14 protein-coding genes are annotated in these 14,036 nt (G+C 61.5%); 5 read left to right on the top strand and 9 right to left on the bottom strand.

The window, feature by feature from the left end; genetic code table 11:
* The coding region (locus AC1DJT_RS24210; protein ID WP_476835029.1) for an aldehyde dehydrogenase family protein at positions 1 to 769 on the top strand (769 nt) is incomplete at its 5' end.
* 21 nt (positions 770 to 790) lie between these two features.
* Here AC1DJT_RS24210 and AC1DJT_RS24215 read toward each other — a convergent pair.
* Together AC1DJT_RS24215 and AC1DJT_RS24220 are read right to left on the bottom strand one after the other, a co-directional pair.
* On the bottom strand, positions 791 to 2,734 hold the full coding sequence (locus AC1DJT_RS24215; protein WP_476769042.1) for a hybrid sensor histidine kinase/response regulator: 1,944 nt from the start codon (positions 2,732 to 2,734) through the stop codon (positions 791 to 793).
* Positions 2,735 to 2,740: 6 nt separating this feature from the next.
* Positions 2,741 to 3,505 (bottom strand): Crp/Fnr family transcriptional regulator, encoded by a 765-nt coding sequence (locus AC1DJT_RS24220; RefSeq protein ID WP_476835030.1) that lies wholly within the window; start codon positions 3,503 to 3,505, stop codon positions 2,741 to 2,743.
* A gap of 139 nt (positions 3,506 to 3,644) precedes the next feature.
* Here AC1DJT_RS24220 and AC1DJT_RS24225 point away from each other — a divergent pair, with 139 nt between their 5' ends.
* Positions 3,645 to 4,376, top strand: coding sequence for a response regulator (locus AC1DJT_RS24225; RefSeq protein ID WP_441508468.1), 732 nt, complete (start codon positions 3,645 to 3,647; stop codon positions 4,374 to 4,376).
* 223 nt (positions 4,377 to 4,599) lie between these two features.
* Here AC1DJT_RS24225 and AC1DJT_RS24230 read toward each other — a convergent pair whose 3' ends face one another.
* From AC1DJT_RS24230 to AC1DJT_RS24260, 7 genes are all read right to left on the bottom strand, one after another.
* Complete coding sequence (locus AC1DJT_RS24230; protein WP_476769043.1) at positions 4,600 to 5,934, bottom strand: IS1182 family transposase; 1,335 nt, start codon at positions 5,932 to 5,934, stop codon at positions 4,600 to 4,602.
* 204 nt (positions 5,935 to 6,138) lie between these two features.
* On the bottom strand, positions 6,139 to 6,492 hold the full coding sequence (locus AC1DJT_RS24235; protein ID WP_476770155.1) for a hypothetical protein: 354 nt from the start codon (positions 6,490 to 6,492) through the stop codon (positions 6,139 to 6,141).
* Positions 6,489 to 7,133 (bottom strand): hypothetical protein, encoded by a 645-nt coding sequence (locus AC1DJT_RS24240; protein ID WP_476770154.1) that lies wholly within the window; start codon positions 7,131 to 7,133, stop codon positions 6,489 to 6,491. Before AC1DJT_RS24240 ends, AC1DJT_RS24235 begins: the two co-directional genes overlap by 4 nt.
* Before the next feature lie 460 nt (positions 7,134 to 7,593).
* Complete coding sequence (locus AC1DJT_RS24245) at positions 7,594 to 7,926, bottom strand: c-type cytochrome (protein WP_441505364.1); 333 nt, start codon at positions 7,924 to 7,926, stop codon at positions 7,594 to 7,596.
* A 43-nt stretch (positions 7,927 to 7,969) separates the two neighbouring features.
* Positions 7,970 to 8,356: a c-type cytochrome gene (locus AC1DJT_RS24250; protein ID WP_476835031.1), complete on the bottom strand. Its 387-nt coding sequence runs from the start codon at positions 8,354 to 8,356 to the stop codon at positions 7,970 to 7,972.
* Positions 8,357 to 8,507: 151 nt separating this feature from the next.
* The gene (locus AC1DJT_RS24255; protein ID WP_476835032.1) at positions 8,508 to 8,960 is read right to left on the bottom strand and encodes a baeRF12 domain-containing protein; all 453 of its coding nucleotides are present in this window, start codon (positions 8,958 to 8,960) and stop codon (positions 8,508 to 8,510) included.
* A gap of 122 nt (positions 8,961 to 9,082) precedes the next feature.
* On the bottom strand, positions 9,083 to 9,484 hold the full coding sequence (locus tag AC1DJT_RS24260) for a hypothetical protein (RefSeq protein ID WP_441505362.1): 402 nt from the start codon (positions 9,482 to 9,484) through the stop codon (positions 9,083 to 9,085).
* A 155-nt stretch (positions 9,485 to 9,639) separates the two neighbouring features.
* On the opposite strand from AC1DJT_RS24260, the gene AC1DJT_RS24265 reads away from it, so the two are divergent.
* The 3 genes from AC1DJT_RS24265 to mgtA form a co-directional block, all read left to right on the top strand.
* Positions 9,640 to 11,454 (top strand): PHA/PHB synthase family protein, encoded by a 1,815-nt coding sequence (locus AC1DJT_RS24265; RefSeq protein ID WP_476835033.1) that lies wholly within the window; start codon positions 9,640 to 9,642, stop codon positions 11,452 to 11,454.
* Positions 11,455 to 11,623: 169 nt separating this feature from the next.
* Complete coding sequence (locus AC1DJT_RS24270; RefSeq protein ID WP_441505360.1) at positions 11,624 to 11,836, top strand: ChaB family protein; 213 nt, start codon at positions 11,624 to 11,626, stop codon at positions 11,834 to 11,836.
* On the top strand, positions 11,821 to 14,036 hold a 2,216-nt coding region (gene mgtA / locus AC1DJT_RS24275), incomplete at its 3' end, for a magnesium-translocating P-type ATPase (protein WP_476835034.1). The genes AC1DJT_RS24270 and mgtA, both read left to right, overlap by 16 nt.

Raw genomic sequence — 14,036 nt, forward strand, 5'->3', positions numbered from 1 at the left:
CCGCACGGGCCGGGCGATCGCGGCAGCCGGCGCATCGCGCTTGAAGCGCTTCGGCCTCGAGCTCGGCGGCAAGACGCCGATGATCGTGTTCAACGATGCCGATCTCGCGGCAGCGCTCCCGCAACTCGAGAAGGCCATCACAGTCTTCGCTGGCCAGTTCTGCATGGCCGGAAGCCGGATCCTGGCGGAGCGCGGCATCGCTGACCGTCTGCGGCAGGCCCTTGGCGCGCGGCTGGATCAGGTCAGAGTCGGCCCGGCATCCGATCCGAGGAGCGAAATGGGCCCGTTGATCGACAGGCGAAGCGTGGCCCGCGTCGATGCGATGGTGGAGAAAGCTCTGGCGGAGGGCGCTCAGGCCATCGTCCGCGGCGGCATCCCGCGCGAGCCTGCACTCGCGGCGGGGGCATTCTATCGACCGACACTGCTCGAGGTCTCCGATGCGAATCTGGTGATCGTCCAGGAAGAGGTGTTCGGACCGGTCGCGACCTTCCAGGTTTTCGAAGGCGAAGCGGAGGCCATCGCCCTCGCCAACAACAGCGATTTCGGCTTGGCCGCCAGCGTCTGGAGCCGCGATGTCGATCGGCCTCTCCGTGTCGCGCGCGAACTGCAGGTCGGCACGGTTTGGATCAATGATTGGGCCGCCATCCACGACGAGTTCGAGGAAGGCGGCTTCAAGCAAAGCGGCATCGGCCGACTGAATGGCCTCGCCTCTCTTCACGATTTCCAGGAGACGAAGCACATCGCGCTCAGAGCCGGAGGACTGCGATGAGAACCTGCTATGGCAAGCTGTTCAAATCGGGTCGCTCAGCAACTCCCGTAGCCGGACCGCCAGCTCCCGAGCGGTGTATGGCTTCCTGAGCCAGCTCCCCGCGGCGGCGAATTCTCGCCTTGCGATACTGGGCTCCGCATATCCTGAGGTGAAGAGGACCTTGATTCCGGGCCGGATGCGGCGGGCTCGCTTCGCCAGTTCATCCCCGGCTATGCCGCCAGGCATGATGATATCGGTGAAGAGCAGCCGGATTTCCGGGTGCTGCGAAAGCAGGTGGAGCGCCTCTACCCCGGTATTGGCCTGCAGCACCCTGTACCCTGCGTCCTCCAGCCTGGCGACGACGACATGGCGGACGCGCGCATCGTCCTCCGCCACCAGGATCGTTTCGGTCCCCCCTGGAATCTGGTTGTTATGTCCATCAGGGACTGGTGCTCGCCCAGGGGCACGCACAGGACTTCTCGTGGCTGCCGGCAGATACAACCGAACGCAGGTTCCCTGCCCCAACTCGCTGTAGAGCTGCACATGTCCGCCGGACTGTTTGGCAAAACCGTAGACCATGCTGAGACCAAGACCGCTTCCGGCGCCAACGTCCTTGGTCGTGAAGAACGGCTCGAAGGCGCGTTGCTGTGTTTCGGCCGACATGCCCCTTCCGGTGTCGCTGACGGAAATCAGCACGTAATTTCCTGTCCGCACATCCGGATGAATGCGGCTATAGTCGGCATCGAGCCGAACCGAAGCAACATCGACCGTAAGACGCCCGCCACGCGGCATCGCATCGCGGGCGTTCAAGGTGAGATTGAGCAGAGCGTTTTGCAGCTGCGACCCATCAATCAGAGCGTGGTGCGGCGCCCCCGTCACGACCGTGCGCAACTCTATGGACTCTCCAAGCGTGCGACGCAGGAGAGCTGAGAAGTTGCCGACCAGTTGGCTGACATCCATGAGCTTGGGATTGAGCGGTTGCCGGCGGCCAAAGGCCAGCAACTGTTCCGTCAGCTTGGCGCCGTCATCAGCGGCATCTTGGGCTTCGCGCACCAGATCGTGCAGCCTCCCGCTCTCGATGCGCCTTTCGATCATCTCGAGATTGCCGCTGATGACCGTAAGCAGATTGTTGAAATCGTGCGCGATACCGCCAGTCAAATGACCGACCGCCTCCATCTTGTGAGCCTGGCGCAACTCTTCTTCGATTTTTTGCCGGCTCGTCAGATCTCGGACGAAGCCGGTGAAGATACGGCTGCCATCGGCGACGGCCTCACCGATGGCGAGTTCCATCTGGAATTCGGTTCCATCAGCGCGCAATCCGGTCACCACGCGCCCGAAGCCTATGATGCGCCTTTCGCCGGTCGCCAAGTAGCGCGAGAGATAGCCATCATGCGCCTCCCGGTCCGGTGACGGCATCAGGATCCGGACGTTCGACCCGCAGACCTCATCCGCCGCATATCCGAAGAGCCGTTCGGCAGCGGCGCTGAAGGACAGGATCGTACCGATTTCATCGATGACGACCATCGCCTCCGGCACCGTGTCCAGGATCGAGCGCAGATGAGCGGAGCTGGCGGCGAGTTCGGTTTGCGTGCGCCGCAGATCGCTTACGTCGATGTTCACCTCCACGATCGAATAGCCTGCCCGGCTCTGCGACTTCACCGCGACCCAATGGCTCGCGACAGATATGGCACGCCCATCCCTGTGTCGGTGGGTCAATTCGCCCTTCCAGAGATTATGTTTCTTCAAGTAGGCGCGGATATCTTCGAGCGGCCGCGGGAAGACGGTTCGCAGAAGGTCATGCGCCACGACGCCGACCGCTTCCTCGCGGCTCCAGCCGTACAGATCCGCGCAACCGGATGTCCAGCGGCTGATCACCCCATCAAAGCCATGGACGATAATATTGGCACCATCGAGAATCCGTACGATCTCATCAAGACTGAAGTCACTGGTAACGGTGGACTCCATCGTCATCCCCGCGGATTGCATCAACTCTCAGTGAGGCCAGACCGCGCGCCGCACCGATGTCATGGTCGGCGGACGATCCTCATCATCGTCGCCATCCCCTTCACCAGCAAGCCTTGCCAGCCTTGCCAACTGGCGGATGATGATCGCGCTGCGTCCGCTGGGCGCGATCACGCCGCAGGCGATGAGCTTGCTCATGCTGCGCGATACGGTTTCGATCGTGAGGCCCAGATAATCCGCCATATCCAAGCGCGTCATCGGAACCGCGAGCAACGGCGAAGTCGGCCGACCTCCGGCCCGGCGGCGGGCAATGAGGAGCAGGAAGCTGCTCACGCGCTCTTCGGCGCTCTTGCGAGCAAGCAAGACCATCTGATCCTGGGCCGCAGCCATCTCGTCGCAGAACTGAGCAAACAGCTGCGGGCGAAGCTCGGGGCACCGATTGATCTCGTCCTGGAAACGGGAGCGGGCAAAGCGGCGCAGCTTTGCCGGTGTTATGGCTTCAGCCGTATAGAGATAATGATCCTTGAGCGACACACCCAGAAGATCTCCGGGATAGATGAAGCCGGTAATCACCCTGCGGCCATCGCTCATGATCTTGAAAACGCGCAAGACGCCCTCGACAACTTCGAAGACATGCGTTGCCTCGTCTCCCTCCCAAAAGACCGCAGCTCCAGTCTCGACCTTCTCGATGGGTTGCCGCCTGAACAAGCTCCCCAGGTCAGGAGCTGACACCTGCKCGTCCGGGAAGCTGCCGCGCGGTAAGCCTAAGCACGAAACACTGATGCCCGCTAACATGACACTCCCCTGCATAACCACTCATAGCCGGAGAATTGAGCGCCCTTCAGTGACGACGAAACGATAGGCCAGTTACCGTTGGTATAAAATTGTAACGGATTGTACGCTGGCTCGACGACTGTGATCCGGAAGCTCAGACATGGCCGAACAGCAAGCCCGGAACGAGCATCTTCTTGTCGTCGACGACGATATGCGCATCAGGCAGATGCTGGTCCGCTATTTTGAGGATGAGGGCTATCGCGTCACGGCGGTCGCCAACGGCCAGGGCATGCGCGAGTGCCTTCAGCGAACCTCGATCGACATGATTCTGCTCGATCTCGTCCTGCCCGCCGGCGAGGACGGGCTCGGATTGGCTCGCGAAGTCCGCTCCCACTCCGACGTTCCGATCATCATGCTGACCGGACGGAACGACATCGTCGACCGGGTCGTTGGGCTCGAGATCGGTGCCGACGACTATGTCGCCAAGCCGTTTCATCTTCGCGAGTTACTGGCACGGCTGCGTACGGTCATGCGCCGGCGTCACGCGTCAACAGCACCTGATCACAATGACCATCGCGCAATCGTCAGCTTCGATGGCTGGCGCCTCGATCTCGGACGACGCCAACTCCTTAGGGCGGACGGCTCTGACATCGTTCTCACGACYGGAGAGTTTGACATGCTGGCTGCGCTGTCAAAACACCCCGGACGCGTATTCTCCCGAGAAGTACTGATGGACATCACACACGGGCGGAGGCTGGAAGCTTTCGATCGAACGATCGACGCCCAAATTTCACGCCTGCGCAAGAAAATCGAGCAGGACCCGACGAGGCCGACGCTCATCAAGACGGTGCGAGGGGTCGGCTACGTCTTTACCGGAAAACCATCGCCCTGAAATCATCTACACTTATTTACTGGTAATAAATTCCGTCATTTCTGGAGAGCAAGGCCGGATACGATCAGGCTGATCAATATATTAGCCTGATCGACCTGCCCGCTCGATATTCGTACGATCCCATTAGGCAAACTGCATGGCAAACACCTAGGAGCCCGTCCGAGTAACGATTTTGGGGCGATTATGACGGGAAGGCTGGGCGCGAGATTTCGGTGCCCGGTCSTCATCTTGAGGCTTTTGCAAGCTTCAGGAGGTTGTGAGCGGTACAGATCATTGCCCATTCGCCTCGGACCTGATCGAGACCGCGCAGGAGCAACTGCCGGAAGCCTCTGGCTTGCTTGATCTGCCCGAACACCGGCTCGACCACCTGCTTCCTGAGGCGGTAGCGGCTCCTGCGGCCAGCCCGCTTCAGCCGTGCGGCCATAGCGCTCATCAAGGGCATCTTCGTCAGTCTACGGCGCCCGACCGCGTTCCCCTCGCCGTGGCGCGCACGGCCTGGGGCGAGGTAGCCCGCAATCCCTCTCTCCTTCAACGCGGCCAGGTTCACCTCGCTGGCAAAGCCCGCATCGCCCGAGACCTCACGCGGCTTGCGCCCAAGATGGACGCGGACATCGTCGATGAGCGGCACGAGGGCGCGATAGTCGGCGGAGTTGGTCACCAACCGGTGGGCCACGATGATCTGATGGGCGGCATCGACCGCGATCTGGCCATTGTAGCCCTGCACGAACCCGTCGCGCGTGGGCAGGATGCGGCTGTCCTGGTCGGTGAWGTTGCGCTGCGCCCGGTCGGGCGGTCCACCGTCCTCGCTCCGCAACGCCCGGCCCTGCCAGCGCATGCCCGACGATGCGCCTGGTCCGCTCTCGTCCTCCGGATCCGGCGGATCGGCAGCCTCTGCCTCCAGCGTCTCCTTGGCAGCTCGGATCCTCTCCAGCCGACGCTGTTTGTCGGCCATCCAGTCCGGTGTCTCGTCCCCACGTCGGTCCGCGCCATGAACCTGATCCTCGGTCGCGTCGGTGTCGCGCGCCTGATCGAGCCATTGTGCRACCTCGGCGGCCAACGCAGGCTCCGTCGTCTTCATCCGCCCGTAGCTCATGGCCTTATGGCGCGAGGCGTTCGCCTTCAGTTTGGTCCCGTCGACCGCCACGTGTGCGAACTCGACCAAACCGGCCGCCCGGCACAGACGCAGCACCTGCACGAACAGGTCCGATAGGACCACGAGGTGGCGCTTGCGGAAGTCGGCGATGGTCCGGAAGTCCGGCCGGTTCAGGCCGGTCACTGCCATGACGTCGACCCGCTCCTCGCAGGCGCGGGCGAGCTGACGCGAAGAGTACAGGCCACGGCTGTAGCCATAGAGAAGCAGGGCCACCATCATGCCGGGATGGTAGGGCGGATAGCCGCGCTCCTCGGTGTAGCTGTCGATAATAGCCGAAAGGTCGAGCCCTTCGCGCACCGTGTCACGGACGAAATGCGCCAKGTGACCGGGCGGCACGAACTCATGCAGCGAAGGCGGCAAAAGCCAGCCCTGATCGACATCCCAAGAGCGAAACACTTTGGCCATGAGCCAGTGAATCATCCCGAAGCCACCCSGTCCAGAGGATTACTCGGACGGGCTCCTAGGCAAGCATCTTAGCCCTGGCGGATCGATGTATCGAGAACTATCGCCAGCTCGCGATTCATGAGCCCCGCTCGCGGCCGCGCACCCGCTCTCGCGCGGGATCGCTCGATCCAGCGAGATGCGCGCACGCGCCCGCCGCGTCACGTTTCATCGACTGCTCGCGAAATCCTCCTCCGTGTCGAGGCGCGCGAACCCATTGACGATCAGATCGTATTTCACCACTGAAACTGCCAGGTTCCGTGCCCAATCGACCACGTCATTCCAGGGATCGACCACCCTTCCCGTCGCAGAAAGAAAGGTAATGACCGTCGCGATCTCCGTCTGACCGCGGACGACAAGCACGCCACCCAAGCCCAATATTAGAATTCCGCCTACGCTATAACTCAGATTCATCAGAAAATTCATTGAGAACTTCAAAGCGAATATTCCCATACTAATATCAAATACGATATTTAAATCGTCGTCATTCTGATTATCTCTGCCATATTTGCTGACAGTCAAAATATCAGATCCAATTTTCGCAATAAAACTATTCTACCAGCAACTCTTGGATTGATTGCCCTCTGAATCAATGGAACAATAACGATTTGCGGCGCGAGAATTGCTGCACTCACCAGCGCCATTCGCGGCTCCAGTATCAAAAGGTAGCTGAAGACGCTGATCAAGAACCCAATCTCCACGATCGGGATACTGATGCTGGACCCGACGAAAGCGCCAACATCGTCACTTTCCGCCATAATCATTGACAGACCGACGGCATCGTTACCGTCTTGTCGTGACTTGGCCGAGCGCGTTGCAAGGCGAGTGTCGATCGCAACGCGCAGGGCCCGGGTCGCACTTTCCCCAATCCAAGCTCGATAGAGATTCATGAGGAGCTTGAGCAGCCCAAAACTGAGTATGATCACGGCTTGTGCGGTCACAAGCAGGAGAATGTCCCTGACCGCCCCTCCTTTGACCGCCGTATCGATCACCCTTCTTTGAATTTCGATTGGCGCGGCATTCAAGAGGAATACAGCGACAGAAATGACGGAAACCCATAATTGATGCCATCCGCTGATGCGAAAGACAAAATGAAAGAGAGACTTCGGCAGCGGTTCCGAGCCAGACAAATTTAGAGAAGTAGATGAAGGCTGGCTGAACATATGATTATTATTCGAACGAGACTGTTCGTTTGCGCCCAACCGCGACCACGCTCCGGCATCGTGGCATAAACAGCAAACTCTTTGGTATTCGGAGTGAGAATGCCCCGACGTTCGGCTGGAGAGCCCGTCGTGCGCGACCGGTTGAGCCCAAGTCGATGAGATGGGCGCCCCAATGGGCACGCTGCCGCCTGCTGGGAGAAGTGGCCAATGGAATTGGGGTCACGGCAAGTGATCCAGCCTCCTTACCGGGCCAAGCCTTCATCCCGTAGGCCGATCGTCGCATGGATGGGCGAATGGTTGGACCCAGATCGTTCATCAGGATACGCTCCACGCCAGGCTGATCATCATCGTTAGCTCAGCAGCCGACAGTTCCGTTGACCTGGATCAACTCCGCAGCGCCGGTCTGATCCTAAGGGCTGCGGCCCCCTGCGTCTGACATTGCGCTGAAACGAGGGCGGACTCAGCGCGATCTGAGGCTCAGGAGATAGGAGATGATGTCGTCGATTTCGGAGCGGCTGAATTGGTAGCGCGGCATTTGACCGTGAGGCGTCTGGAGAAACACCCGGAGCGAGAGCTCGGTCTGCTGGCTCGTATCGGCTATCGCCCCGAAATCTGGAGGCGTGCGGGCCCGATCTCGGTCCTCCCCGGTGATGCGATGGCATGCAGCGCACCATGTCGAGGCCAGATTGCGGCCAGCGGCAGCATCGCCGATACTCTGCGCAGCCGTCACATCGATCCCGATCATGGTCACCACCAGACCGAGGAACGAGGCGATCCTGAGAGGCTTGTCCATTTCCATCCTCCTGCGCAGCAGCCTGGCTCGCACACGCCTGGCCTTACCGGAACTCTGGCCTCCACTTTCGCGAAATCCGCCGGATATAGGCGACAAGCCCGTCGGTTTCGCTTTCGGTGAGACGAAACTCCGGCATTCCCGGGTGACGCACCACGGTTCCGTCAATCAAGACGGGAGCGGGATTGCCGCCGGGGTAACGTTCGGCGATGAGCGGAAAGCGTGGCKACCTGGKGTTGGGACTTTGACCTGTGCGCCCGACAGCATGACATCCACTGCAGATACGCTGAGCGACTTTCTTGCCCAAGTCCGCACTCTGGGCATTCTCAGGGCGTTGCGCATCCGCCGGCATCGCGTTCACGGCACTCGCCATAATACCAAGGCATGCGCCAAAGAGGAGCAAAATCGCAGAATGAGAGGGCTGTCGCTTCATGGTTTCAGCCTATCGGCCCTATCGCAGCTCGCATTGACACAGATCACGCTCTCTATCCGGCTCTCGCGATCCCCGGGCCGGCCTTCGCCCAGGGCCCGGAACTAAAGCCAGACACGGTGAAAATCACCTCCGGCGGAGGGCAATCAGCCGTTCACCTCAAAAGATGGCGCTCGATCTCGCCGACAGGCAGATTCGTCAGGTCCTTGACGATTTCCGCCACGACAAGAGCCTGCACGGCCGGAAGCAGCTGGCGACGCAGTTCACCCAGCACCTTGGGCGGCGCAATCAGGATGATGCGCTTGACACGGTCGACGCCGCTTCGTCGAGACAGAAAGAGTGCAACCTCGCCAACAAACGAGACCTCGGCAGCTGCGTGGCGGCTATTTGCTTCAACCGCGCTGCGCCCCTCGCCGAGAGACTGATGGACCCGACCTGGACGATCCGYCCCAAGCTCGCGATCGGGGGCGGACGGCCGTTCCATCGTGTGAAGGACCTGCAGCCGCAATCGGTCGACATCGCCATCATTTCGCAGGATGAGCGCCTTGGCGCCGTCGCACACGACAAGCCAGCTATCGCGTTGAACAAGGGGGAGACTGCTGGACATGGCTTGCCTCCTCCAGGCGCGACTGAGGCGCTACTGAGTTTCTCGGCCACGAACGGACAGGGTCCTGCGCTCGACGCCAAGAATGCATCAGGAATCCTTTCGGCGCCACAGCCGTATGCTGTCTATGCCGCGAGCTTACCTGCCCGGCCCGCTTCTTCGACAGCCTCAGTTGCGGTCGCGGTGACGACGGCCATTTCCTTGCGCATGATCGTCGCCAGTTGGTCGAACTCGGTGGAGTAGTCGCTCGCGATGCCCTGGCTGAACTTCCGGTGCGCCTCGACCGCTTCGCCAATTTCCTGGCAGTGACTGAGGGCATTGCACAATTCGGCCTGCGCCTTCATGCGCCGCCCCATAAAGGAAAGCCATTCTGCCCCCACAGTCAGATTTGCCTCCAATATGGCCTGGGGTACGGAAAGGGCGGTCGCGAATTGCGCCTGCATCGTTTTGCCCATCCCCTCCGGGAAGCCAAACGACGGGAAACCCAGTTTGTCGGGGCTGCTGGCGCGGTTCGTTGAAGCTACCATGTCTCGCCTCCTCTGAAGGCAGCGCACCAAGCGCTGCCTGGGTATCGATCATCAAGAACAATCCGGCGAGGGTCGCCTTGATGCAGGTCAACCACCGAACGGATTGCGACTGATAGTTTGTGTTTCGCGCGTGCGCTGGTGACGGGAGTTCGAACATGAATGTCGAATCCACCCTCTTCACTGATCCGAACACCACTCCTCATTTGACCAATGCGCCGCCCCTCCCGCCGGAGGCTCCACCACAACAGGACAGGCTTGGTCCCGAAGAGCCGTTGGATCGTTTCCTGCACGCCGGCATMGGCCGGATGGCCGCAGGTTTCTMGCCTATGGGCCTCGCAGAGGCCTGGTTCGATTGGGCCGTTCACCTATCGGTTTCGCCCGCCCGAATGGCCGAGATCGCCATCACCGGACTGTCGGAGGCCAGTCGCTTGGCCGAGCTGAATGTCCAGATGTTGACCAAGGGGGGCGAATGCTCGCCTTGCGAGCATTCGTTGCCTCAGGACAAGCGGTTCCGTCACCCAAGCTGGCGACAATGGCCGTTCGCGCTCTTCGCGGAATCCCTGCTCGCCTGCGAGAGAACACTCGATGAGGCARGCCGCCACATTCATGGTTCGACTGAGCACCACATGGCACTGTTGCGCTTCGTGGGCCGGCAGGCCCTCGATCTCGTTGCTCCCTCCAATTTTCCGATGACCAATCCAGAGGTCCTGGATGCGACGCTGAAGAGCGGCGGGAGCAATCTCGTACGCGGTGCAAGCTTCGCGCTCGAGGATCTGCAGCGGCTTCTCGCCAGACAGCCACCGGTTGGCGCAGAGGCCTTCGTTCCCGGTCACACGCTCGCGATCACTCCCGGGCGGGTCGTCCATCGGACGCCGCTGGCCGAGATCATCCAGTATGCCCCTGCGACCCCGGCGGTGCATGCGGAGCCCGTCGTGATCATCCCCGCCTGGATCATGAAGTACTACATTCTCGATCTGCGCCCACAGAATTCGCTCGTGAAACATCTCGTCGACGCGGGCTTCACGGTGTTCATGGTCTCATGGAAGAATCCGAGCGCGGCCGATCGCGACGTCGGCCTCGACGACTATCGGRTTCAGGGTGTGCTTCCTGCCTTCGCCACGGCGCTGGCCATCACTGGCGCCAGACGGGCCCATGCCGTCGGCTACTGTATCGGAGGCACATTGCTGGGTCTCGCGGCCGCCGCGATGGCGCGTGACTACGACGACCGAATTGAGACCCTGACATTCCTGGCTGCGCAGACCGATTTTCGCCAGGCTGGCGAGTTGAGCCTCTTCGTCGACGAGAGCCAGCTGGCGATCCTCGACGACATGATGTCGGAGCAAGGCATCCTCGAAGCCTCGCGCATGGCGAGTACATTTCATCTGCTGCGCTCCAACGACCTGATCTGGTCTCGGATGATCCGTCACTATCTTCTCGGCCAGCGAGAGCCCATGGGCGATGTCGCAGCCTGGTCCACCGATGCGACACGGATGCCGTCCCGCATGCACAGCGAGTATCTGCGCTCGCTTTACCTCAACAACGACCTGGCGGAAGGACGCCTCCTGGTTGACGGACACCCGGTGTCCTTACGCGATATCCGTCGCCCGATCTTCGCCGTCGGTACCGAATGGGACCATGTCGCGCCCTGGCGCTCTGTCTTCAAGCTGCACATGCTGACGGATGCTGAAGTGACCTTCGCCCTTACGAATGGCGGCCACAATCAGGGCATCGTGTCCCCGCCTAGCAGGGCAGATCGCCATGTCCGGATCGCGACGGCGAAGATGCATGAACGGCATCAGGGACCAGAGCATTGGCTTCAGGCGGCGGAATACCATGAGGGTTCTTGGTGGCCTCACTGGTTTGCTTGGCTCGCCCTCCACTCAAGCAGCCAGACGTCGCGACCGCAGAGCGTCGCCACGCCCGGGGACGAGGCACTGGGCCCCGCGCCGGGGCTCTATGTGCACGGTTAAGCCCGCTGATCGAACGCTTCCCGGCGCGTTCGTGGAAAGGACGCCACCTCGCGCAAGGGATCGAAATGCGGGCCACATAGGCGCAGCTCGCGAGAACCGAACGTGCAGGGCCGCATTCGCGATCAATGCACCGTCCCAGCTCCGGATCCGACTGACGGGAGATCGCCTCATGCCTTATGCAAGGCTCGAAGACCTTCCCGCTTCTGTTCGGGCGCATTTGCCTGCCCACGCTCAGGAAATCTACCGCGCCGCTTTCAACAGCGCCTGGGAAGGCTACGCAGACCGGAGCGCTGAGGAGCACGAGGAAATCGCTCACCGCATTGCCTGGGCGGCCGTGAAGCACAGCTACCGCAAGGAGGGCGAGCAATGGATCGTGCGCTGAGCCTCGCGAAAGAGGCGCCCACGCGGTCGGGACCAGCCAATGGAGTGCCCGCCTTCTGGTCGGGCGACAATGACGAGATCTTGCGAGTACTCGATGTGCGGCCGGAGGGGATGACCTCCGAGGAGGCGCGCGCGCGAATGGGCCGCTATGGCCCGAATCTGGCTGTCACTGGCGTGCGCCGCAGTCTCGTGGGCAAGCTAGGCAAGCGACTTTGTGAACCCCTTATCGCCATCCTGCTCATTGCAGCCACGATCTCGGGCGCCACGGGAGACTGGCAGAGCTTCCTCATTATCCTGATCATTGTCCTGTTTTCCATCGGGCTCGACATTGCCCAGGAACACAAGGCCGAGACCACCATTGAGGCGTTGAGGCGCTCGGTCGCGGTGACGGCGTCGGTACGTCGCGATGGCAGGCTTCAGGAACTCGCCGTCAAGGAAATCGTACCGGGCGACGTGCTCGAACTCCGTGCCGGCGAACTCGTGCCCGCGGATGGCGTCGTGCTTTCCGCGAATGGCGCACTCGCCAACGAAGCACTCCTGACCGGCGAACCCTATCCCGTGGAAAAGCATCCGGGACCTTCCTCAGGGGCTTCGCTCTCCGACGCCTTCAACGCCCTGTTCGGCGGAACCAGTATCGTCGGCGGGGAGGCAGTCATGCTCGTGGTCGCGACTGGCGGTGCCACCTGCTTCGGCGCGATATCCAGCTCCGTCCAGGCGAAGGAGCCCCCGACCGCGTTCGAGCGTGGCGTGCATGCGCTCGGCATGTTGATCCTGCGGCTCACCGGGTTCCTGGTCCTCTTCGTGCTCCTAACGCAGCTTGTTCATCACGGCCTGTCGCTCGAGAGCTTCCTGTTCGCCGTTGCACTTGCAGTAGGCCTCACCCCCGAACTGCTGCCGATGGTCATGACGGTCACCCTCGCGCGCGGAGCGGTGCGGATGGCCACGAGCCAGGTCGTGGTGAAACGGTTGTCCGCCATCCACGATCTCGGCGCAATGGACGTCCTGTGCACCGACAAGACCGGCACCTTGACCGAGGCGAAAATCGTGCACGTCGCCAGCTTTGGGGCAGACGGCATGGAAAGCACACGCGCGGCACAGTTGGTGCGCCTGAACAGCCGTTTTGCCAGCGGCATGCGCAGCAATCTCGATGACGCGATCCTGGCCGGAGCGCCGACAGGTTTCGATGGCGGCTGGGCGCATGTCGACGATCTGCCTTTCGATTTCGAGCGGCGGCGAGCATCGGTCCTCATTTCGCACGGCACCGCCTCTGAGTTGATCACCAAGGGCGCACCAGAAGCGATGCTCGCCCTGTGCACGCAGATCGAGGCATCCGACGGGATCGTGACGCCGCTTGATGAGACCGAGCGGGTCAAAATCGCGACGCTGCTGGACGAGAGGGGGCGACAGGGCTTCCGTCTGCTAGGGATCGCCAGACGCGACATGCCCGCCAGCTGCCATCATGCAGAACTCACCGATGAAGCCGGGCTCACCTTTGTCGGTTGCGCCGCCTTCCTCGATCCTCCCAAGGCATCCGCGACGGAGGCTGTAGCCCAGCTCATCAAGGCGGGCGTCCGCGTCAAGATCATCTCTGGCGATGCCGCACCGGTCGTCGAGCACCTCGTCGAGACACTGGGCCTGCCGACCCGCGGCCTCATGACGGGAGAGGAGATTTCCGGCCTGTCCGAGATTTCCCTGGCTTCCCGAGCCGAAGGAGCCGACCTCTTCGTTCGCGTCTCACCCGACCAGAAGAGTCGGATCGTGCGCGCCTTGCGTCGGCATGGTCATACCGTCGGCTTCATCGGTGACGGTATCAATGACGCGCCCGCCATCCATGCGGCCGATGTCGGTCTATCGGTTGAAGGCGGGACCGATGTCGCTCGCCAGGCAGCCGACATCATTCTGCTGGCGCCGGATCTCGGCGTGCTGGCCGGGGGACTGGCAGAGGGCCGGCGCACCTATGCCAACATCATGAAATATGTCCGTATGGGAACGAGTTCGAACTTCGGCAACATGCTGTCGATGGCGCTTGCGTCGCTGGTGCTGCCTTTCCTGCCGCTGGCACCGCTCCAGATCCTTCTGAACAACCTGATCTACGATCTATCCGAGATCGGAATCCCCTTCGACAGGGCCGACGAGGAAACACTCGCCGCGCCGMAGGTTTGGGACATGAAATCGGTCCTGCGTTTCACGCTCATCATGGG

The sequence above is a fragment of the Allobosea sp. 05T422_2 genome (assembly GCF_056396265.1).